At 67.8% G+C, this 22,411-nt stretch carries 14 protein-coding genes; 5 read left to right on the forward strand and 9 right to left on the reverse strand.

The annotated features are described in order from the left end of the window. Positions 1–292 precede the first annotated feature (292 nt). Both F8271_RS09830 and F8271_RS09835 read left to right on the forward strand, forming a co-directional pair. On the forward strand, positions 293–1,174 hold the full coding sequence (locus F8271_RS09830; RefSeq protein WP_151489389.1) for a helix-turn-helix transcriptional regulator: 882 nt from the start codon (positions 293–295) through the stop codon (positions 1,172–1,174). After that, positions 1,167–1,364: a DUF397 domain-containing protein gene (locus tag F8271_RS09835; protein ID WP_151489390.1), complete on the forward strand. Its 198-nt coding sequence runs from the start codon at positions 1,167–1,169 to the stop codon at positions 1,362–1,364. The genes F8271_RS09830 and F8271_RS09835 overlap by 8 nt, the downstream gene beginning before the upstream one ends. A 132-nt stretch (positions 1,365–1,496) precedes the next feature. Here the strand turns inward: F8271_RS09835 and F8271_RS09840 are convergent, their stop codons facing one another. The 3 genes from F8271_RS09840 to F8271_RS09850 are packed head-to-tail and all read right to left on the reverse strand — an operon-like array spanning position 1,497 to position 10,292. Then, positions 1,497–6,416 carry a class I SAM-dependent DNA methyltransferase gene (locus F8271_RS09840; protein ID WP_151489391.1) on the reverse strand — a complete coding sequence of 1,640 codons (4,920 nt, stop codon included), beginning with the start codon at positions 6,414–6,416 and terminating at the stop codon, positions 1,497–1,499. Continuing rightward, on the reverse strand, positions 6,413–9,214 hold the full coding sequence (locus F8271_RS09845) for a helicase-related protein (RefSeq protein WP_151489392.1): 2,802 nt from the start codon (positions 9,212–9,214) through the stop codon (positions 6,413–6,415). The genes F8271_RS09840 and F8271_RS09845 overlap by 4 nt, the downstream gene beginning before the upstream one ends. A 13-nt stretch (positions 9,215–9,227) precedes the next feature. Then, a complete protein-coding gene (locus tag F8271_RS09850) occupies positions 9,228–10,292 on the reverse strand; it encodes a serine/threonine-protein kinase (RefSeq protein WP_151489393.1) in 1,065 nt (354 codons plus the stop codon). 153 nt (positions 10,293–10,445) lie between these two features. On the opposite strand from F8271_RS09850, the gene F8271_RS09855 reads away from it, so the two are divergent. Both F8271_RS09855 and F8271_RS09860 read left to right on the forward strand, forming a co-directional pair. Then, positions 10,446–10,757, forward strand: a complete 312-nt coding sequence (locus F8271_RS09855; protein ID WP_151489394.1) for a hypothetical protein — start codon at positions 10,446–10,448, stop codon at positions 10,755–10,757. Further along, a complete protein-coding gene (locus tag F8271_RS09860) occupies positions 10,754–11,155 on the forward strand; it encodes a hypothetical protein (RefSeq protein WP_151489395.1) in 402 nt (133 codons plus the stop codon). The genes F8271_RS09855 and F8271_RS09860 overlap by 4 nt, the downstream gene beginning before the upstream one ends. Positions 11,156–11,603: 448 nt before the next feature. Here F8271_RS09860 and F8271_RS09865 read toward each other — a convergent pair whose 3' ends face one another. From F8271_RS09865 to F8271_RS09885, 5 genes are all read right to left on the reverse strand, one after another. Further along, positions 11,604–12,668, reverse strand: a complete 1,065-nt coding sequence (locus F8271_RS09865) for an ABC transporter ATP-binding protein (protein WP_370461891.1) — start codon at positions 12,666–12,668, stop codon at positions 11,604–11,606. Between the two features lie 11 nt (positions 12,669–12,679). Beyond that, positions 12,680–13,789 (reverse strand): ABC transporter ATP-binding protein, encoded by a 1,110-nt coding sequence (locus F8271_RS09870; protein ID WP_151489396.1) that lies wholly within the window; start codon positions 13,787–13,789, stop codon positions 12,680–12,682. Beyond that, positions 13,786–14,763 (reverse strand): ABC transporter permease, encoded by a 978-nt coding sequence (locus tag F8271_RS09875; RefSeq protein WP_151489397.1) that lies wholly within the window; start codon positions 14,761–14,763, stop codon positions 13,786–13,788. The genes F8271_RS09870 and F8271_RS09875 overlap by 4 nt, the downstream gene beginning before the upstream one ends. 124 nt (positions 14,764–14,887) lie before the next feature. Further along, complete coding sequence (locus tag F8271_RS09880; protein ID WP_225854349.1) at positions 14,888–16,627, reverse strand: ABC transporter substrate-binding protein; 1,740 nt, start codon at positions 16,625–16,627, stop codon at positions 14,888–14,890. A gap of 49 nt (positions 16,628–16,676) precedes the next feature. Then, entirely contained in the window at positions 16,677–17,690 is a 1,014-nt protein-coding gene (locus tag F8271_RS09885; RefSeq protein ID WP_151489398.1) for an ABC transporter permease, read from the reverse strand. Positions 17,691–18,424: 734 nt separating this feature from the next. On the opposite strand from F8271_RS09885, the gene F8271_RS09890 reads away from it, so the two are divergent. After that, positions 18,425–18,910 carry a DUF2231 domain-containing protein gene (locus F8271_RS09890; RefSeq protein ID WP_151489399.1) on the forward strand — a complete coding sequence of 162 codons (486 nt, stop codon included), beginning with the start codon at positions 18,425–18,427 and terminating at the stop codon, positions 18,908–18,910. Positions 18,911–19,009: 99 nt separating this feature from the next. On the opposite strand, the gene F8271_RS09895 is transcribed toward F8271_RS09890, so the two are convergent. After that, the gene (locus tag F8271_RS09895; protein WP_225854351.1) at positions 19,010–22,360 is read right to left on the reverse strand and encodes a S8 family peptidase; all 3,351 of its coding nucleotides are present in this window, start codon (positions 22,358–22,360) and stop codon (positions 19,010–19,012) included. Positions 22,361–22,411: the final 51 nt, after the last annotated feature.

Raw genomic sequence — 22,411 nt, forward strand, 5'->3', positions numbered from 1 at the left:
GGCCAGATCGGCGAGGTGGTCAACAACAGGGTGGATCGGGGAAGATGAGGACACGAGCGCGGCTCCTGGAACGATCTTTAGGTCTAGACACCCGAAAGATCATCAGAGTCGCGCTCGTCCCACAACTACCTTGGACCCATCCTGAACCTGGACAGAACATCTCAAGCCGGAACAACGCCGGGGCCGTGGGCGTGGCAGCACCCAATGGAATTGATTCCCGGGCGCAACGACCGCGCGTTTCACCGATGGTGTCTGGATGTAACAAAATGCAACACGGAGAGGGCGGGAGCCGATGGCCGACGACATGGGATCGACAGTGCCGCGACGGCAGCTCGGGCGGGCGCTGCGCGACCTACGCACCGAGGCGCGGATGACACTGGACGGCGCCGCCGAGGCGATGCAGTGGAGCCGGCAGAAGATGTGGCGCATCGAGACCGGCCTCGGCCCGGTCCGCACCCTCGACGCCAAGGCCATGTGCGAGCTGTACGGGGCGACGCCCGACCTGACCGGCGCCCTCACCGCCCTGGCCGCCGAGACCAAGGCCAAGGGCTGGTGGCACTCGTACGGCGATGCCGTCCCCGACTGGTTCGAGCTGTACGTCGGCCTGGAATCCGCCGCGTCCCGGCTGCGGGAGCACGACGACACCCTGGTCCCAGGACTGCTTCAGACTCCGGGCTACACGCGCGGCGTCTATCAGAACCGCCCCAACATGCCCGCTGACGAGTTAGAAGAGGTCTTGGAAGTCCGCCGCCGCAGGCAGGAGATCCTTGTTCGCCGGCTCCCGAAGGCACCCAAGCTGGAATGGGTTCTGTCGGAATCCGTCTTGCTACGACGCGTCGGCGGCCCGTCGGTCATGGCCGAGCAACTGGACCGTCTTCTTGAACGAACCGAGCTACCCAACGTGTCGATCCGCGTGCTGCCGCTGTCGGCTGGAGCGCACTACGGCGCACTGGCGGGGGCCTTCGTCATGCTCGACTTCCCGCTCGTCAACCGGGTCGTCGCTGATCAGTCCGTTGTCTACAGCGAGTCAGTGACCGGTGCCCTCTACCTCGACAGGCCCGACGAGTTCGCGGTCTACGAGAAGGTCTGGGCGAGCCTCCTCGACCTCGCACTTGATGAGGAACAATCAAGAAGGATGATCGGCAAGATCAAGGAAGAGGTCCACCATGGCTGACCACCTGCTCGGTGCCCAGTGGCGGAAGAGCACCCGTAGTGGCGATAACAACGGCAATTGTGTGGAAGTCGCCCACAACCTGCCCGGTCTCGTCGCCGTACGCGATAGCAAAGATCCGGCCGGACCCGCCCTCACCTTCCCCCCCGCCGCCTGGACCAGTTTCGTCCAGGCAACCAAGCCCACCCGCTGAGACGTAGGCCGGACGGGCTGCACCGGCCGAACGCTCTCCCTGTCGCGCGCCCGGCCGGGAGAGTACGCCCTGCGCTCGCTGGCCTGCCCCCATAGCTGAAAGCCAAAGCCTGGGGGCGCGAGGGGTAACTGGCTAAGACTGCCAACCCGCGTCGATCGCATCCTGAAGCCGCTTGTCGAAAACGGCATGGGCTTGCCTGTATTCGCTCTCGCGATCTGCCTTGTAAAACGGCGGGGTATACCCATCGGGAACCCGATTTTGATCTGGATTATCCAGGTAGGCCATCAACTGCCTGTAATGTTCCTTCGTCTGCCCGAAGCCGAAGGCGTGATGACTCTCTGCGATCTTTCGCCCAGTCGCGTCGAACCACATGCCCGACTCGTATTCCGACATGATCGGGTAACGCCCCCGGTAAATGGCCACCAACTCATCCGCACTAATGCCCAACCACGCGGCAACAAGCGCGTCTATTTCCACAAGAGCTGAACGGCGAACTCTCTCGACGCGCCAGCCGCATTCTCTATTAAAATTCCCATCCACAACTGAAATAGAGGAAATCGCTGGCCAATCAACTGCCCAGCACTCATTCGCAAACCAATCGGAATACAATTCATTCCACAATGTGGCATAGTCGTCCGTCAAGCAGTTCAATCGCAAGGTCCGAATAAGCAACGCGGTTGCCAACGGATGATCCGACGTGACCGCAGGCATCTTTTTGGCTTCTGCGGCACCATGATTTGTCCGGCCTGTCACCCTTAACAGATAATCCGTTGGCAGCGATGACCAAAAGCCGACCGTGAGCGCGGTTTCCAAATTGGTCGAGAGAGCCATGGAATGCACTGCATGCACGTGCGTTGGCCCAGGGGCAACGAGTGCAGCGAAGAGAGAGCGTTCAGTGCTCTTTGGATCAATCATCGCACGCCATACCATACGATAATACGATGCATAACTGCGGCCATCCCACGTATCTTGCGCCGCGCGAAAGGATTGCAAGTCGCAGCCCCGAGCCAACGCCGTTCTCGGCCTGAACGAAGAATCCAGTTTCGCCAGGTCGACAGGGGACCAATCTTTACCGTTACGGAAAGGATCGTTCGGCTGCTTCGCAAAGGGCAACGAGATACCAAAATGGGGCCCCTGAAGAACGACCTCGTCGGCGCTGCCTGCCACTCCGGGAACGATCTTCAATTGCCCGATCCTTTTGGCAACACCTTCATCAAAACCGAAGCTGATGCGAGGACGGCTAACGTCAAGCCGATCTCGAATTTTTGCAAGCGCAGAGATGGCCCCCTCTTCATACGTCGTAATCGGATGAAGAAGTGGAGTCTCCTCCAGCAGCCCACCCTCATCCCCTCGCAGGGAACGCCATTCCTTCAGCGAGTTCGCATCCACCTTGATAACCCTGGATAGATGCGGTCGAACATCCCACCTACCTTGATATTTCTGTCCGGGTATATCACCGGAACCGTCGTGGCCAAGAGAGTTGGGAAGCACTGAGGCAGCATACAACCGACTAAGATGAAGAAAATCAATAGATTCGGATGAGCCGTAAACATGCAAACCGAACTCTAGGGTGTGACCAGCCGGCGGAGAGAACGCCCAGTTCGCTTCATTCACGAAGCCGCCGTGTAGCCTAAGTCGGCGATAGGATTCCGCCCGAAGGGCTCCCTCCTTAACCCCACCGAAGTGGGTGTCCGGATGAAGTAGGCCTGAAATCCCACTCACCGCAGCGTGACTCCAAACCTGACACATAAAGGCCCTGTACAGATTTGGTCGAGTGCCCACCAAAAGTCGATAGTTCGTCAGACTTCCAAGAAACGTGCCAAGTGCTACATTAATCGCCAGCTCTGATCGGTAACCTTCACCGGCAACACTCTGTTGAAGCAACCGCACCTTACGGTCGCCAACTTCCGCTGCTTGCGCTGCACTCGAAAGCACAAACCATGGATCATGCTCCGCGAGCACATCCGTTTCGCGCCACTCAGGCCTGACCCAAGGCGGGTTTCCGACCTGGATTTCAAAGCCACCATTGGCAAACGCTTGGCCGAAACTCAACTCCCAGTGAAAGAAGGCCTGCTGTTCGGCAACCCGGTCGGCGGTGAGCAGCCAAGGGAACCGGTCGGAGAGGGTCCAGGGCGAGTCGACACCAATAACCCCGTCGAGCTTTCGCTCGAAATCGCTCATTTCACTCAGGCTCGTGAGCGTCCGGCCGTAGAACCTCTCGGTGTTCTCGTCCACATCACTGCGGCCGATGAGCGCTTCGGTGAAGGTCAGCCAGTCGTCCAGGTTAGACAGCGGCACCTGTTGGCGAAGCTGTTCCGCCACCGTCATCCGCCGCGTACCACCGGTCGGCTTGGTCGGGAGCTTCATCTGCTGCGGCTGCACGTTGCCGAAGATGTCGGCGGTCTCGTAGACGGCCGGTTCCTCGTACGCCGACTCGTCCTTGATGTGTGAGATCTGGACGGGCGCGGCCGGATACGCAGGGTCGGATCCGTCGAGCAGCCCGACCTTGTCCAGCGGCCAGAACCACAGCGCGCACCACACGTCCATAAGCGTCTTGAGCCGCCAGTACGGCGTGCCCGGCGCGGTCAGGTCGGCGAGGATCTCGTCCCGGGGCACTGCCTCCGTGACGTTCGGTAGGTCCTCGGCACCCCAGACCGCGATGTCGCGGCGGATCTCCCGCTCCGAGATGTCGAGCCGCTGCTGCACCAGCCCCCACAGAAATTCAACCCGCCGCGCGAGGGCCTGCAAGCGCTGCACCTGCGAGTTCTTCCCCTTGGCGGACGGCGTGCGCTTCATCGCCGTACGCCATGCTTTTAGTCTCGCGGTCTCGGCCGGCGCCAGCTCGCGGGCCTCCTTCTCGCCCGCGACCGCGCCCCAGCCGTCGGCGGGGAGCAGGAAGTGGTGGATGGTGCCTTCGTCGATCGGTCCGCCCCGGAAGGGCTGCTCCTTGGGCGCGGTGGTGAGCCACGACTTGTCGGCGAGCTGCTTCGGGCCGTAGGTCTTGCGGCCGGCGCCGATGAGGGAGTTGCCGCGTTGCAGGTGCAGGCCGAACCAGGGTGCCTGGAGGCCGGCGTGCATGACGTTGAGCCAGAGCGACACCTCGGCCAGCTCGACGGCGGTGCGGTTGAGGTCGACGCCGTAGCTGTTGTGCAGGGCGATGTACGCCTTCACCCGTTGGAGTTCGAGGTGGTAGTCCTCCGGGTCGAGAGTGACGTCCAGTTCCTTCTGCCGGCGGCGCAGGTATTCGGCGGCAACCTGGTTGATCGCCTCGTTGAGGAACGCGCCGGAGCCGAGCGCCGGCTCGCAGATGGTCCAGTCCAGCAGCTCGCGGGCCGGGGTGATCGTGTCGTCCTGGTCGAGCCGGTACTTGAGAGCGAGCTGGACGGTGACCTCGGTGAGCGACTGCGGGGTGTAGTAGGAGGCGCTGGTCTGCCGGTCGCGGCCGGCGAGCCGGTAGACGAACTGTCCCGGCTCGTAGCAGACCCGGCTGCGGACGCCGGTGTACGCGTTCTCCTTGTAGACGAAGACGTTGTCGTCGTACTCGTCGGTTTTGGAGGCTGGGATCATCCACGAGCCGTCCTTCGGGTCGCCGTTCTTGGCGACCTCGTAGAGCTGCTCGGTGGCGACGAAACCGGTGTACGACATCAGGCCCTCGTAGACCGCGCCGAGCTGGTTGATGCCGAGCTGGGCGTACGAGATGAAGCCGCCGCGGCGCTTCTTGCCGCCCTTGGTCAGCATCAGCCGGCGCAGCACCTCGTAGAGGACCTTGTTGCGCAGCCGCGTGTCGATCTTTGGGCCGTCCGAGTCGTCCGGGTCGCTGCCCGGTACGGCGATGAGCCGGCCGATGAGCTTCGTCTTCTCCGGCAGGAACAGGTCCGACTTCATCGGCTCGAAGCGCAGCCCCTCCCCCTCGCTGGCCTTCTCCTCCACCTCGGCGCCGCCGCGCGGGCGGTGCCCCCCGTTGACCATGCGGAAGAGCAGGTCGAGTGACTCGTACAGGTGGGTGCCGTCCTCGCCGGAGGGGGCGAGGCGGCGGGAGACGAGGTCACCGAGGCGGGCGAGGCTGTAGCCCTCGACGTACTGGGGGTCGTTGACCGGCAGCACGCCCAGTTCGGGGCGGGCCTCGGCGTAGAGCAGGAACAGGATGCGGTAGAGGTAGCGCAGCGACTCCCGGCCCAGCTCCTTGGCCAGCTCGTCGAGGTCCATCACCTGCTGCGGCTGGTAGCCGGCCCGGCGGATCTGGTCGAGGACCTCGTTGGCGATGAGCTCCACGGAGACCTTCAGGCCTTCGCGGAGTTCGCTGGAGACACCGACGGCGTGCTGGCGGGAGCCGGCGACCAGGTCAGCGAGGGGTTCGGTGCCGCCCTCGGCGGGTGGGCGCAGCGAGTCGGCGCCGAAGAGTGCGGCGACGACGTCGAACTCCTTGTCGTCGTTGCGGGCGTATGCGGTGTCGAGGCTTACCGCCAGGTAGCGGCCCTCACCCCAGACGGTGCGGTCGGCGAGGGTGATCACGCCGCCGCTGAGGATCAACACGTAGCGGGGCTTCGGGCTGTCGGCGGCGAAGAGCAGCGAGGCGAGCTTGGCGCCCGTCTCGATGGTCTCGGCGCTCGACAGGGTGAGCGGGTCGAGCAGGCGGCCGGCGTCGTCCGGGTCCTGTGCGGCCTCGGTGTCGACCGCCCACCCGCAGTCCAACGCGATGATGCCGTGTGCGGTGGTCAGCTCGGCGTGCGCGACGTGGACCTCGTACTCCTGGCCGTTGCGCTCGACGGTGATGGTCTGCGGCTGCGGGTCGAACCCGAGCGCCCGCAACACGTCCTGGTGCTGTTTGCGCAGCCGCTCCGGGTCGAAGAAGTCGACGTCGGTCAGCTCGGTCTTGGCGTCGAAGTACTGCCGGCGCATGCCCCGCAGCCCGGCGCGCGGTGTGACCCGGCCGGACTTCTCGTCCTCGGTCCACTGCTTGAGCAGGCCGCCCTTGAGGGTCGTGGGCAGGATCTCGGCGAGGTAGTGCGCGGAGAGGTATTCGCCACGGTTGGTCAACGACTCGAAACTCATGCGGCGTTCTCCTGCGACGGTACGAGGACGGCGAGCACCCGCAGCAGCGGGTCGCCGGCGGTTTCCAGGCGGTCGAGCAGGTCGTGCTGCTCCTGGACGGTGGTGTCGACGCGTTGGCGTCGCTTCTCCCGGTGCGCGCCGGGCAACTCATCGAGGAGGCTGGCCTGTTGGAAAGTCCTCAGCTGCTCGCGGTGCCGCCGCAGTGGCTCGGCGTTGGCCTCGGCCCACTCGGCGCACTTGCCTTCCAGGTACTGCCGGGCAACCGCGACGGCCTCCGGCAGCAACTCCTTCAGCGGGTCGATGGCGATGGCCTCGGCGCGGTTGACCATCGTGGGGCCGACGTTGGCCTCGCGCAGCACCTCGTCCATCGGGCGGATCGTCGGCGACGCGGGCAGGTCGGAGATGGCCATCCACTGGACGACGGTGGGCTGGCCGAGGCGGTTGGCGTAGACGCCCTGGATCAGGAACGTCGGCGCGGTCACATCGGCGGTGAGCACCGGGGCCTGCTGGCGGCCCAGCCGGATCAGGACCTTGTCCACCAGCCAATCGACCATCGGGTGTACGTCGCTGAGGAAGGCGATGTCCGGCCACATCGGGGTCTTGCTCTGCCGGGCCTGGTCGAGTTTGCGCTGCGCGAGGGCACGGTCGAAGGTGACCTTGAGCCGCAGGTCCTCGCCCTCCCGATGCGCCCGCAGGTAGGAGCGGGGCAGGTCGGTGAGCCGGTGCACCAGGTCGTGGGGGGCGAGGAAGGTCATGAGTTCGTCCTCGCGGCGCAGGTCGATGTGATCCTCGGGGCGGTCCTCGTAGATCTCGTAGAGGGCGGCGTCGACGAAGTCCTGAGTGGAGTCGAAGAGCTTCGGAACCCGTGCCTGGAGCACGTCAGCCGTGACGGGCGCGGTGCCGACCTCCCCGAAGAGGTCGGCCATCACGTCGACCTCGGCGTGGGCAGCCTCGTAGGACTCGTCCACCGACTTGCCGGCGAGCAGATCCCGGACCAGCCGGTCCTCCTCGGCCTTGGCGTCGTACTGGCCGGTCACCGCCTCGACGCTGCCGAGGCTGCGGTGGGCGGTCTCCTCCCGGTTGAGCAGCTTCTCGGCGACCGTCCTGTCGTCCTTGGCGTCCTCCCGGTCGGAGGTGAGGATCAGTGCGCGGAACTGCGGCTGGTGCTTCTGCCCGTAGCGGTCGATACGGCCGTTGCGCTGCTCGATGCGGATGAGGCTCCACGGGATGTCGTAGTGGATCAGGTGGTGGCACTGCTGATGCAGGTTGACACCTTCCGAGGCGACATCGCCGGTGAAGAGCAACCGGACATCGCTGCCAGCCAGCTCGAACTCCTGCAGGATCGTCTGCTCGTCGGAGTCAGCCACCCCGCCGTGCAGCACCCGGATCGCGCTCGGCTTGAGGCCAAGCAGCCCGGGGACGACCTCGGCGAGCCACTTGATGGTCGGCACCCGCTCGGAGAAGACCACTGCCCGGGTGCTGCTGTTCTTGCCGACGCCGATCTTCCTCAGCTCGTCGACCAGGCCCTTGAGCTTGCTGGAGTCGCTGTCGGTCATCGCGGAGGTCAGCTCCGCGAGCCGGTCCAGCGCTGCCCGCTCGGTGCCGGTGGCCTTCTTGCGTCGGTTGGTCACCGTCTCGTGCAACGCCCGGTGTGAGGACAGAAACGACTTCAACAATGTGTACGGGAAGAGCCGGTGCTGCCCGGTGATCGGCTCGTCGGTCCATTTGCCGGCCAGCCACACGTCGGTCAACTCGTCGAAGATCTGCTCCTCGGTGGTGGTCGCCGTGCAGTGCAGGGCCTGGGAGGGGCCTCGGTCGGCCCAGCGGTCGCCGATCTGGTCGCGTACCTCCGGGCTGATCTTCGTGCGGCGCAGGTAGAGGTGCGCGATGTCGCTGGCCTGATAGTCCTTCTCGTTGGCGATCGCCGCCGGGTCGAGCAGCGAGATCAGCTGCGCGAACGACTCCTTGTCGCCGTTGTGCGGGGTGGCGCTGGCCAGCAGCAGTGCGTCGGTCTTCGCGGCCAGACGGCGGGCCAGCTCATTGCGCTGGGTGCCCTTGTTGATGAGGTTGTGCGACTCGTCGATGACGACGGCGTCCCAGGTCGTGGCGTCGAGGTGATGACCGAACTGGCCGGCGTCCTTGAGGGTGTCGACCGAGATGATGGCCCGCTTGAAGTAGGTGAACGGATTACGTCCCGCGGGGATCTCCTGCTGGATGCGCTGGATGCCGGTCGAGTCGAGCCGGACGAGCGGGATCGCGAACCGGGTCCACAGCTCCCGTTGGAACTGCTCCAGGACCTGCTGCGGGGAGACCACCAGGATGCGCTCGCCTCGGCCCCGGCGGATCAGCTCGGCGAGGATCAGCCCGATCTCCAGGGTCTTGCCCAGACCGACGACGTCGGCAAGCAGGATCCGCGGACGCAGGCCGGACAGCGCCAACTCGACAGGCCGCTGCTGGTAGGTCAGCGGGTCGAGCAGGAACCGGTCGGCGAGGGCCAACCCGCGCTCGGTACGCGGCAGCGGAGTACGCCGCTGCACGGCCTCCAGGAAGAGGCGGCTCTGCCGGAACCGCGACGAGGTGTCCTGGATGAGGTCCGTCTCCTCGGGCACCAGCGGCGTGATGGTCTCAAGATCGGTGAAGAAAGTCGCCTCGACGTCCTGCACGAACTCGGATACACCGACCGCCTTCACCATCGTGCCGTCCGCGGTGCCGGTCTTGACGCTGCGGATCAGCCACTCCTCGTCGCGGACGACGATGCGGGAGCCCGGGGCGAAGGTCGCGGCCTGGGTGCTGGTCATCGGTGGTGCCTTCCTACAGGGTCGAGCGGCGGGCGTACTGGCGGCGCATCTTGTCGACGAGCCATGTCACATCGGCTGGCACGTTCGCGGGCCGCTCGGGGCCACGCTTGTCGGGCTTTGGCGTCGGATCCGGAGGGGTCTCGTCCTCGACGACCGCGGTGCCCTCCGGGTCCTGCCGCGGATCATCCAGATCTGGCGGGACCAACAGTTCGGTGTCCCCGTCGTAGGTGAGCGCGGCCACCTCCTGCCGCAGGGCGTGGACGCTCTTGCCACTGGCAGCCGTGGCGACCGCGAGCAGCCGGGCGCGAACGTCGGTCAGGCCGGGGCGAGCGGTGGGGTCAAAGGCGAGCATCGTGCCGAGCAACTGCACCAGCTCGGCCGGCACGCCGGACAGGTCGGGAAGGTCGCTCGGCTCGCTGATGCGCAGCAGCAGATTCCAGGAGTTGGTCTGCGGGTAGAGCCCGTGGCCGGTGAGGGCGAAGACCAGCGTCGCGGCGAGGGCGTAGATGTCGACCGCCGGGGTGAGCTCCCGTTCACTCTTGACCTGCTCGGGCGACATGTAGGCGGGAGTGCCGACCAGGGCGCCAGGCTCGGTCAGGTAGTCGTCGCGCTCGATCAGCACCGCCAGGCCGAAATCGATCAGCTTGGGACCGTCGGGGCCAAGGATGATGTTTTGCGGCTTGAGGTCGCGGTGCAGCAGCTTGACCTGGTGCACCTTGGCGAGGCCTTCGGCGAGCATCGCGCCGGCCATGGCGGCCAGCGGCAGGGGAAGCGGCCCCCGAGCGTCGACGTGCTGACGCAGCGTGGCGCCGGGAACGTACTCCACGGCGAGCCACGCCGGGCTCGCGTACGGGTCGGCGCCCTCCAGGCGGGCCACCCGGGAGCCGAAGACCAGCTTGAGGCTGTCGACCTCGGCGGCGAACCGCTCGCGCACCGTCGGCGCCTCGATCAGGTGCTGCTTGATCACCTTGACGGCGACCCGCTCGGCGGTCGGCGACACCGCGAAGAACACGTCGCCCATGCCACCTGAGCCAAGCGGCCGGAGCAGTTCATAGCCGCCGATTCTGCCCAGCGTCATTCGTCCCCCTCACGATGACACCCACCCCAACTACCGTCCCGCCCTGGACGTCTGGCGGACGCATGACCGTACAACGTACAACTTTCAACGAGGAAGCGTCCGAATGGCGGTTCCTGGTGGGCCTCGAATTCACACTTCGGTAGGCTCCAGTGTATGAGTCGACGTGTGACGATCTCCGTCCCTGATGACGTGGCCGAGCAGCTGGATGCGCTCCCGGCCCGCCAGGTTTCCGCGTATGTCACCGAAGCGCTGCGCCGGCGTCGGATATCCGACGACATGCGGGCCGCTCTGCGGGCAGCCGGGCACGGCGAGTTTCCGTACGACCCGCAGGGCGCCGTGCAGCGGCTGGCAACCCGGCAGGTGACACCGGAGATGCGCGAGGCGGCGATCGCCCGGGTCGCGGAGCTGTTGGAGCGGCCGGTCGACGAGGTCCGCGCCGACTTCGACCGGCCGAGCGCGGCATGAGCGCGCCGGTCTACGTGCTCGACACCGGCGCCCTGATGGCCTACGCCCAGGGCGTCGACGCCGTCGGTGAGGCGATGGTGGCGGCGGCCGACGCCGATGCGACAGTCGCCGTGCCGCTGGTCTGCCTGCTCGAGGCGTACAGCCTGCTCGACCACACCGAGCACGAGTACCTGACGATGCTGCGTCGCAACCCGACCGTCCAGGTCCTCGCGCCGGCCCTGCAGATCGACCAGGCCGACGACTGCCCGGTGATCGGGGGCATGGCCCGGCAGACCGGTCGCCTCGGCGCCGGCCACGCGGCGTTCCTCGCGATCAGTAGCGCTGCGGGCCTCATCACGTCTCGAGCGGATCAGGTGCGCAAGGTGCTCGGCGACGACTGGCCCATCGTCGAGGTCTGACTGTGACCAGCAAGCTTGTCAGCTGGTCCAAAACATCAGATCGCGTGCCTGCCGCGAACAAGCCGTCAGCTCCGGCACGCCCCGCGAAGGCACGACGTAGTGTCGAAGATGCCCTCCTGCGGCTCGGCGGAGCGGACCGGCCCGAATTCGCGGAACATCCCCGCCGCCCTCAGCTGACCGCCGCCCATCAACGCCCACCGTTCGGATAGAAGGTCTTCGACTCTCCGCCGCCCCGGATCATCGGGGTCTGCCCCACCGGACCATGCCGGTCGACACCGACAGCGTCTGTCGGTGCCGTCACGGGCACTCCGAGAGCATCGGCGACCTGTCGCGCCGCCGGATGTCGAACCGCAGTGTCCCGGACAGGCTCGAAGCCTGTTTCTCGTTCGCCGACGTCCTCAGTTGCCCGGCCAGGAACCGTTGACGGTCCTGGGTGTGGCGTTGCGCCTCAGGCCACCTGCGCGGCGGCCGGCTCCTCGTCCAGTGCTCCGGCGAAGTGGCACGCCGCCGCGTGCCCGGTGCCCACCTGCAGCAACGGCGGGGTGCTGGTGGCGCAGACGTCCTCGGCCTTCCAGCAGCGGCTGCGGAACCGGCATCCGGTCGGCGGGTCCATCGGGCCGGGCACGTCGCCGGTCAGTCGGATCCGCGCCTTGGGCGCCGCGCCGCGCGCCACCCCCAGGTCGGGTACGGCGGAGAGCAGCGCCTGGGTGTACGGGTGCTGTGGCGTGCCGTAGAGCGCGTCCCGGTCGGCGATCTCGGCGACCCGCCCGAGGTACATGACCGCCACCCGGTCGCAGAAGTGTCGTACCACGCCCAGGTCGTGCGCGATGAAGACGAACGCGATGTTGAACTCCTTGCGCAGGTCTTCGAGGAGGTTCATCACCTGCGCCTGGATCGACACGTCGAGGGCGCTGACCGGTTCGTCGGCGACGATCACCTTGGGCTGTACGGCGAGCGCGCGGGCGATGCCGATGCGTTGCCGTTGGCCGCCGGAGAACTCGTGCGGGTACCGGTTGTAGTGCTCCGGGTTGAGGCCCACCACCTCCAGCAACTCTCGTACCCGGTTCAACTCCTTGCCCTTGGGCACGAGGTTGTGCACGCGCAGGGGGGCGCCGATGATGGTGCCCACCGTGTGCCGCGGGTTGAGCGACGAGTACGGGTCCTGGAAGATCAGCTGCAGCTCCCGCCGGTACGGCCGCAGGTCCCTCTCCTTCAGGTGCGTAATGTCGGTGCCCTGGTAGAGGACCTGCCCACCGGTCGGCTCCAGCAGCCGGGTGATCAGACGTCCGGTGGTGGTCTTGCCACAGCCGGATTCGCCGACGAGACCGAGCGTCTCGCCCACGCGCAGTTGCAGCGACACCCCGTCGACGGCCCGGATCCGGTGTGTGTCGCGGCCGAACCATCCGTCGCCCCGGGCGGTGAAGTGCATCTGCAGGTCCCGCAGCTCCAGCAACGGCGTCCCGGTCGTGCCGGCGGGCGCAGCGAGAGTCGCGGTGTCGGTTGAGGATGTCAACTCGTGCTCCTTCAGGGCAGCCGGGGCAGGATGTCGGTCGCGAAGATCCCGGCCGGGTCAGACAGGTGGCAGCGGGCGGTCCGAGTGGTGTCGTCGGTGCGGGAGACCAGATCGGGCAGTTCGACCGAGCACGCGGCGCCGGGTACCCGGCCGGCGAACTCGCAGCGCGGGTGGAACGAGCACCCGCTGGGCAGCGCGAGCAGGCTGGGCGGCGTGCCGGGAATGGGGTGCAGCCGGGCCGGTTCGCCGGAGACCGCCGGGATGCTCTCCAGCAGACCCCAGGTGTACGGGTGCAGTGGCCGGCCGAGGATCGACTCGGCCCGGCCGTACTCGACGCCGCGGCCGCCGTACATGACCAGCACGTCGTCGGCGATCTCGGCGACGACGCCGAGGTCGTGGGTGATGAAGAGGACCGCCGAGCCAAAGTCCTGCTGTAGTTCCATGATCAGGTCGAGGATCTGCGCCTGCACGGTGACGTCCAGCGCGGTGGTGGGCTCGTCGGCGATCAGCAGCTTGGGGTCGTTGACCAGGGCCATCGCGATCATCGCGCGTTGCCGCATGCCGCCGGAGAACTGGTGCGGGTAGTCGTCCAGGCGACGGCGCGGGTTGGGGATGCCGACCCGGCCGAGCATGTCGACCGCTCGGTCCCGGGCCACCCGCTTGGACACCCGGTGGTGCGCCCGGTACGCCTCGATGATCTGGTCCCCGACGGTGAAGTACGGGTGCAGCGACGACTGGGGGTCCTGGAAGATCATCGCGGCGTTGGCTCCCCGCCGCTTGCGAAGCTCGGCGGGCGGCATGCCCACGATCTCCTCGCCGCCGACCGTGATCGAGCCGGTCATCCGGGTGCTACGTCGGTCGTGCAGGCCCATGATGGCCATGCTGGACACGCTCTTGCCTGAGCCGGATTCACCGACCACGGCGAGGGTGCGGCCCAGCGGCAGGGAGTAGCTGAGCCCCTGGACCGCCTGCACGAGCCCGTCGGCGGTCGGGAAGGTGACGGTGAGGTCGGTGACCTCCAGGTAGGACTGCCCTTCGGTGCGGTCGCCGGTGACCCGGCGGGCGCGGGAGACCGTCTCGGGCCGTCGGTTCGGGGTCGACAGCAGTTGCGGTTCGGTCATCCCAGCCTCACTCGCGGGTCGAGGATCGTGTAGAGGATGTCGACGAGCAGGTTCATCGCGACCAGCACCACCGAGCCGATCAGCACGCCGCCCATGAGCACCGGCAGGTCGTACTGGTTGAAGGCCCGCAGGGTCAGCACGCCGAGGCCGGGCAGCCCGAACATCGCCTCGGTGAAGATCGCGCCGGTCAACTGGAAGGCCAGGTCGAGGCCGAAGATCGTGGCGATCGGGGTGATCGCGGCGCGCAGGCCGTGGCGGTAGACCACCCGGCGTTCGCTGATGCCCTTCGCGCGGGCGGTGCGGATGTAGTCCTCGCCCAGCGTCTCGATCATCGACGCGCGGGCGTAGCGGGTGTACGAGGCGGCGTTGGCCAGGCCGAGCGTCAGCCAGGCGGCCAGCAGCCCGGTCGCCCAGGTGAGCGGGTTCTCCAACAGTGGGTGGTAACCGGCGTGCGGCAGGAACGTCACGTAGAGGGAGACGAGCAGCGCCACCACGAAGTACGGCACGGCGTTGATGCCGAGCGAGGTGCCGACCATGAGCCGGTCCAGGTAGGTGCCTCGTCTTCGGGCGGCGATGATGCCGCCGAGGATGCCGGCGATCAGGTACACCACGGCGCCGCCGAGGACGATGGAGACGGTGACCGGCAGCGCCTGTCCGATCAGTTTGGTCACCGGCTGGCCGAGGGTGTACGAGTAGCCGAGACAGGGCGCGTCGCACTCGATGGTGAGCCCACCGGAGTGGTACGTGCGCCCGACCGCCAGGCCCTTGAGATACTCGCCGACCTGCTGCACGACGGGCTCGTCGAGGTTGAGGCTGGCGCTGATGTCGGCGTAGCGCTCCGGGGTGCAGCGCTGGCCGCAGATCGTCCCGGCCGGGTCGGTGGGGGCGACGAAGAACAGGCCGAAGCTGGCGACCAGCGTCACGATGACGACGGAGACCGCGCTGGCGATCCGTCGCAGGATGTAGATGAGCACCGCCGAGGCTCCTGGTGGCAGCGGGCCCGGGCTGGGAGCCGAGGCCGGAACGGGGAGAGGGGTGGACGCCGGCCGGCACAGGTGCCGGAGGCCGGCCGGCGTCCACGGTCGGGAGGGCGGAAGATCAGTTCTTGAGGAACATGTTCAGGTAGAACGGCTCACCCGCGGAGGCGTCGCCCTCGGCGCCACCGATGTTCGTGCCGGTGACGAAGGCGAGCTTGCCGTAGTAGCGCGGCAGGACCACGTACTTGCCCATGATCTCCTTGTCCAGCTCACCCCACTTGGCGACGGCCTGGTCGGCCGGGAGGTTGCCGATCTCGTCGATCTTGGCGTCCAGCGCCTTGTCGCTGAGCTCGCCCCAGCTGAGACTGTCGCTGATGCTGTGCGTCTGGAACAGCACCGGGAACCAGCTCCCGCCGCTCGGCCAGTCCGAGCACCAACCCTGCGGCGCCTGGCCCATGTTGACCGGAGCGTCGTAGTCTCCGATCTTGGAGCGCAGCTCCGCGGTGGTGACACCGATCGGCTTCACGGTGAAACCGGCCGCCTTCAACGCGTCGACCCGGATCTGGTTGGTCTGCTGCGCGATCGGCTTGGTGTTGTCGTAGTACCAGCTGAGCTCGAAGCCGGCCTTGCCGGCCGCCGCCAGGTCGGCCTTGGCTGCGGCCGGGTCGCCCTGGCCGACACCACTCAGGCCCGGCAACGGCTCGTACTTGGTGTAGCCCGGCACGCTCGGCGGCAGGATGGTGCTGGCCGGCTGAGAGTTGAAGCTGTTCAGGCCGGCGGCCTTGGTGATCTGGTCGTACGGGTACGCCTTGGCGATCGCCTTGCGCACCTCCAGCGGGATCTTGCGGGTGTCCATCTGCACCGAGTAGGTGCAGGGCTGCTCGCCCTGGACCAGCTGGGCCTTCTTGTCCCCGGTCAGCTGCGGGATCAGCGAGGCGTCGACGGCGCCGTAGTTGAGCGCGTTGGCGTCCTCGCCGGCGCTGTTGAGCACCTGCTGCTGGGTCTTCGGGTCCTCGCCGCCCCACTTGAAGTCGAAGCCGTCCGGGTACTGGTGCCGCACCGCGTCGGTGTTCGGGTCCCAGTGCGGGTTCCTCTTCAGCTTCAGCTCGGTGCCCGGGGTGTAGGTGTCGAACTGGTACGGCCCGGTCGCGAGGGGGTTGTTCTTGTAGTTCTCCTTGGTGTCCTTGGCCTTCGGGATCGGGGTGAACACCGGGAAGGTCAGGTAGAGGGGCAGGTCCGCGTACGGCCGGGCCAGGTGGATGACCAGGGTGGTCGGGTCCGGGGTCTCCACACCGGCGTAGGTGTCGCCGCTGACGTAGGGGCCCTTGTACTTGTCGCCGTCCTTGAAGGTGGTCAGCTGGTACGTCGGGCCGTTGGCGAACACGTCGTGGGCGAACGACCGCTTGATCGCGTACGCCAGATCCTCGACCTTGACCTCGCTGCCGTCGGCGTACTTGATGCCCGACTGCATCTTGAACGTCCAGGTCAGCTTGTCCGACGAGACGGTGCCGAGGTCGGTCAGGTCCGGCACGAGCACCGGCTTGCCGTTGCGGATCGCGAACTGGGTCGGGCTGCGGAAGAGCAGCTTCTCGATCGCCAACGCGTCGGCGTAGTAGGTGTCGGTCGGGTCGAAGGTGTTCGGGGTCAGCTGGGAGTAGACCGTGATGACGCCGCCCTTCTTGGCGCCGGGCACCTCGGCCGCCGGCCCCTTGGCGGTCGGGTCGTACGTGCTCTGCTGGGTTTCGATGCCCTTGGTGTCACCTCCACCGCTGCTGCCGTTGTTCGACGAAGGGCTACCGCAGCCAGCCACCGCCACGGTGGCGGCCAGTGCGGCGGCGAGACCAACCTTCAGTTGCCTCACAGACGTGCTCCTGTCTTGTCTTCCGGTGTTACTTCAGCCCAGGGCGTCCTCATCGACGGGTCCGGGGATCGAAGGCATCGCGCACGGCGTCGCCGAGCAGGCTCAGGGCGAGCACCAGAATCGTGATGCCAAGTACGGGCAGCCACAGGTAGAGCGGGTCGGCCCGGTAGTACGTGGTGGCGGCCGAGATCGTCAGACCCCAGGACGGTGTGGGTTCGATCAGCCCCGCCCCGAGCACGGTCAGACCGGCCTCTGCCACGACGTAGCCGGGCAGGGCCAGCGACACGGAGACCACGATCGGTGCCACCAGGTTCGGCAGCAGCTCCTTGAAGAGCACCTGCCGGGTCGGGATGCCGAGCACTTTGGCCGCCGCGACGAACTCGCGCTCTCGCAGCGAGAGCACCTGCCCGCGGACCAGGCGGGCGAGGCTGGCCCACCCGAAGAACGACAGCACGCAGATCAGCGAGATGAAGCGGATCTGGGCGACGTCCTCGGACCCGGCACCGTCCGGGCCGCCGAAGATCGCGACCAGGACGGCGGAGCTCGCGATCGCGAAGAGCAGGTACGGCAGGCTGAGCACCAGGTCGATCAGCCAGGAGAGCACCCGGTCGACCCAGCCGCCGGAGAAGCCGGCGACCAGACCCACGACCACACCGATGATCGTGGTGATCGTGGTGACCGCGACGGCAACGATGAGCGACGGCCGGGCGCCGTACACCCAGCGGGCGAAGAGGTCGCGGCCCAGGCGGGGCTCCACCCCGAACCAGTGTTCGCTGGTCGGCCCGATCGTCGGGAAGCCGAACTCGTCGATCAGGTCCTGGTGCAGGTCGCTGGCGTTCTGCCCCGCCAGCCGGGCGAGCAGCGGCGCGAAGATCGCGATCAGGACGTAGGCGACACAGATCGCAGCGCAGATCATCGCGATCCGGTCGCGGCGCAACCGGGCCAGGGCGATCCGGGTCGGCGACTTGCTGACCGTCCGGACCGGGGCGACGGGCGACGCCACGCTCTGCACCCGTTCGTCGCCCGGCTCTCCGGCGCGGAGCACCTGGGGCTCCGTGACCATCGGCTCCACGCGGGACGACCTCCTCATCGTGCTGACACATGACACCGCCACCCGAGCGGTTCTCCGTCCGGGTGGCGGCTCTAATGCCGGAACGTCAGCCAGACAAATGATTTCGTTGTGGGTCCGCCCTGTTACAGGTTAATTACGTGGACAACGCCAACCTGGCCTTTCGGACTGCCGGCCACAGTCCTCGTCGGCGACCGCGGCGCGACAGTCACCTCATGACGCGGAGTGACGTAGCAGCCCCGCCGTCGCCGCCACCGGGCAGCAGCGGCCCGCCATAAGGGCTGTTCAATGCGTCGATCTATCGATGCGTCGAACATAACGTTGACCGAGGCAACGACAGTTCATCACTTGCTGTAACGGCACTCAATGGGGCATTGCCGTCCAAGAATACGATTCCACGAAGCAGCCAGCGCATTAGCCACGCACAGAGGAAGGAGGTCTTCGGAACGATTTTGCATTGACTGCAATGCTCATCTGATGCACCGTACCGAATTCCCGGGCCGTACGGGCTGGACGATACGTAGCGCGACATCGGCGCAAGCGGACCGCGCACTCCTGCTCGGCAGTCGCTGGTCGGCCGGGGGCACCGACACCTCGTCGGGGTGCCGGACCAGATCACCGGGCTCGAGGTCGCCGCGGAGAATCTGAGGGCTGACACGCCCTTCCGGTCGCGCTAGCGTCCATGGCGGACGATCGACGTCCACCCGACCTCACCGCAGGAGACGCCGATGTTCGAGGAGTTCCTGGGCATTCCCGCCCACCCTCTCGTGCTGCACGCCGCGGTCGTTTTCGTGCCGCTGCTGGCCCTCCTGACGATCGGCTACGCGCTCGTCGCCCCGGTCCGGCCGCACACCCGCTGGGTGCTGGGGCTGCTCGCCCTGGGCGCGCCGCTCTGCGCCCTGATGGCGAAGCTCACCGGTGACGCCTTCTTCGAGCGGATGCGCTCCGCCAACCGGGTCACGCCCGAGTTCGTCCCGAAGCTGGAGGCGCACCAGGATTTCGGTGACCTCACCCTCTACGCGACGATCGCGCTGGCGGTCGTGGCGTTGGCGCTGGTCCGGTTCGTCCCGCCGGGAACCGCCGAGGGCGTACGCCCTGGTCGGGCGCTGACCATCGCGTTGCAGGTGTTGTCGCTGCTCGCCGCCGGCATCGCCGTGTACTACGTGGTCCGCACCGGCGACTCCGGCGCGAAGGCGGTCTGGGAGGGCCAGTGACTCGGTAGTACGCCAGACCGGTCGCCGGGCAGCTCGGTACGGCAGATGGTGTGCTGGTGCGGCCCGGTTGCAGGTCGGGCCGCACCAGCTCGTTGACCGTCAGCTGGCCTGGTACGCCCGGATGACGGTCTGGTCGATACCGCTACCACCGTTCGCGGCGGCCTTCACCCGCAGCGAGACGGCCTGCCCGGAGGTGGTCTTCGGCAGGTCGAACCGGTAGCCGTCACCGCTGCCGGTGACCCGGGCCGTCTTCCAGGTGGCGCCGTCGTCGGTCGAGGTCCAGACCTGCATCGACGTCACCTTCTGCGCCTTCACGCCGTGTGCCTGCCGGACGGCCAGCTCGGCCGTGCCACCGACCGTGTGGTTGTTGTGGTCCATCGGCAGGGCGTAGTCGACCGCGAGCAGCGGCAACGGCACACTTCCGGTCCCGTCCGGCCCGGCGGACCGGAACGTCCACGAGGTGTTGACCTTCGTCGAGATCGGCAGGATCAGGCTCGTGTCGACGTCGAGGGTCAGCCGGTAGTCGGCCATCGACTGCCCGACGGTGAAGTCGCCGAACGGGCCGTTGCGCTGCTCGACCAGCTTGCCGTCGCGATACAGCGACAGGGTGCGCCGCACGCCGACCGCTTCGCCCTGCAGGCAGTCGGCGCGCTGGTGCTGGTCGGTCAGCGACACCAGGTCGATGTGCAGGTTGCCCCGGGTCCGCGACGGTGCGGAAGCGCAGGTCCACCCCGCGCCGGCCGGGTCGTCGTACCAGTCGGAGTGCAGCGGCTGCCGCGCCCAGATCTTCGGCTGCCGGCTGCCCGGCAGGTACTGCCGGGGCGCCTCCATGGCCGGCAGGCCGCCGTAGATACCGGTGTCGGCCCAAACGATCTCGGGCGAGACGTAGGAGGTCCGGGCCGGCGGCATCGGGCCCTCGTCGGTCTGGGTCACCGCCACCCCGTCCGGAGTCGCGCCCACGCGGAGCAGCTGGGTGGGCATATCCGGTGAGTCGGTCTGGTGGAACCGCTCGTCGATGCGGGCCAGCCGGGCCTGCTCGGCCCGGCTCATCCGGAACGACGGGTCGGCCGGCACCCCGCCCACGTACTCGTGCACGAGGTTGTAGCGGTACGGGTTGGCGGTCCCGGCCGGCGAGTCGAGGTTGACCGCCGCCCAGGTGCGCCGGGACCCGATGGTGGGCTTCGGGATCGCGGTGCTGCGGAGCGCCGTCGCTACCCCGAAGCCGCTGATCTGCTCCCACCACGACAGGCCGTTCGCCGCGGTCTGGACGTTGGTGAAGTCGATCCGGGTGGGCTTGGTGGGCACCCCGTCGACGGTTCCGGTGACCGGCCGGGCCTGCGCCGGGTCGAGGGTCACGCTGCGCGCGCCGTGCACATCCAGGTCACCGGCGGCGGCGAGGGTGCTTTCCCGCACGTCACTGTCGACGTAGTAGGCCACGGACGAGCCGAGCACCGAGTATCGGCCGGCCGGAACCCGCAGGGTGAAGGTGTCCCCGGGGGTGCCGTTGACCCCGCGGTAGTAGAGCAGGGGGTCGGTGAGGTTGGCGACCATGACCCTGACCCAGGAATCCGCGCCGTCCCGCAGGCCGGGCAGCGGCTTGGTGCGGATCGTCAGGTCGTAGCTGGGCGGCTCGACGTAGAAGCTCACCGGCGTGGTCACGACCGCGTTGCGGCCGGTGCGGGCCGTGACGGTGGCCACGTAGAAGCCCGGCCGGTTGGCAAACGCCGCGCGGTTGAGGCGCAGCGTCGCCCCCGCCGTGGCGCCGCGCTTGAGCGTCACCCGGGTCGTCGACAGCGACGCGGCGCCGCGCGGCACCGGTTGGCCGTCGTGGTTGACGATCGACACGTCGAGGTCGAGAACGCTCGTCGCCGGGGTGGACCCGCCGGTCCAGCTGAGCTTCGTCGCGCTGGTCCCGGACTGCGGGTACGCGAACGTGCCGAGGTTGACCACCGGCTGGTCGCTGGTCGGGCCGCCGAGGGCGCGGGCCGCGTTGAGGCGGCCGGCCCCGATGCCGTACGGGTCGATGCCGGTCAGCGGGTCGGCCGCGCCGACGAGCGCGGCCTTGATCTTCTCGCCGGTCCAGTCGGGGTGCCGCTGGGCGAGCAGCGCGGCGGCGCCCGCCACGTGTGGGGAGGCCATCGACGTGCCGCTGCTGGCCTCGTAGTACCTGTCGATCGGCGTCTGCAGGTTGGTGCCGGCGGCGCGGGCGGCGACGATGTCGACGCCGGGCGCGACGATCTCCGGCTTGGCCGCGTGGTTGTTGATCAGCGGTCCCCGGCTGGAGAAGTAGGCGAGCTTGTCGTCACGGTCGACGGCGCCGACGGTGAGCGCGGTGGCGGCCGAGCCGGGCGAGGAGATCTGCGCGCCGCTGTTGCCGGCCGCGATGACGAAGAGCGTGCCGGTCTGCCGGCTCAGGGCGTCGACGGCGAGTGAGAGGGGGTCGCTGCCGTCGTCGGCCCCGATGCCGCTGAGGCTCATGTTGATGATGTCGGCCCGGGTGGACGCCCACTCCATGGCGGCGATGATGCCGGAGTCGTCGCCGGACCCGTGGTCGTCGAGGACCTTGCCGATCACCAGCTTGGCGTCCGGCGCGACGCCGCGACGCTGGCCGTGGGCGGCCGCGCCGGTGCCGGCGATTGTCGACGCGACGTGCGTACCGTGGCCGTTGTGGTCGACGGCGTCCCCGCCCTCGGCGGTGAAGTCGGCCCGGTCGACAACCCGGCCGGCCAGGTCCGGGTGGGTGAAGTCGGCGCCGGTGTCGAGCACCGCGACGCGGACGCCCTTGCCGGTGTAGCCGGCCTTCCACGCCTCCGGGGCGTCGATCTGGGCGAGGTTGCGGTCCAGGTCGGCGGGCTTCGCACCGGCGGGCAGGGCGGTGGCGCGGACCTTGCGGTCCAGCCAGACCTTCTTCGCTCCGGCGAGCAGCGAGTTCGTCGCGAGCTTCGCGGTGGCCGGGCTCTTCTTGGGTACGTGTCCGGCCACCGCGCCGATGCTGGAGAGCGTCTGCACGTCGGCGAGCGCGGCCACCCGGGCGGAAGCGGTGGCGGGCTGCACGATGACGGGCAGCTGGGAGGTGGTCTCGTCGTCGTACCCGTCCGCGATCAACGCGGTGACGTCGAAGAGGTCAGGATCGAGGACCGCGCCGATCTGGGACTCGACGCGGGCGGGGATGACGTGCAGGTGACCGTCCGGGCCGCAGGTCTGACGGATCACGTCGTTGCCGTCGACGGGCCGTACGGTGGCCTGCGGGCATCCGGGGCCGGTGCTCCGGACGTTCACCACGTCTCCGGTGAGCAGGGTGACGGTGCGTGTCTTCGGGTCTGTGGAGGTGCCGGGTGTGCCTGTTGGGGCACCCCCGCTGGGCCCGGCTGTCGCGGTGCCGCCCGGCAGGGCGGTCAGCGCCGTGGCCGTCATGGCGACGGCCAGCAGCCAGTGCGTTTTCCTGAGCATTTCGCTCCTGTCTCATGTGGACAAATGCGCCGCTTCGGCGACATAGTGCAA

It is taken from the genome of Micromonospora sp. ALFpr18c (genome assembly GCF_008868155.1).
Lineage (GTDB): Bacteria > Actinomycetota > Actinomycetes > Mycobacteriales > Micromonosporaceae > Micromonospora.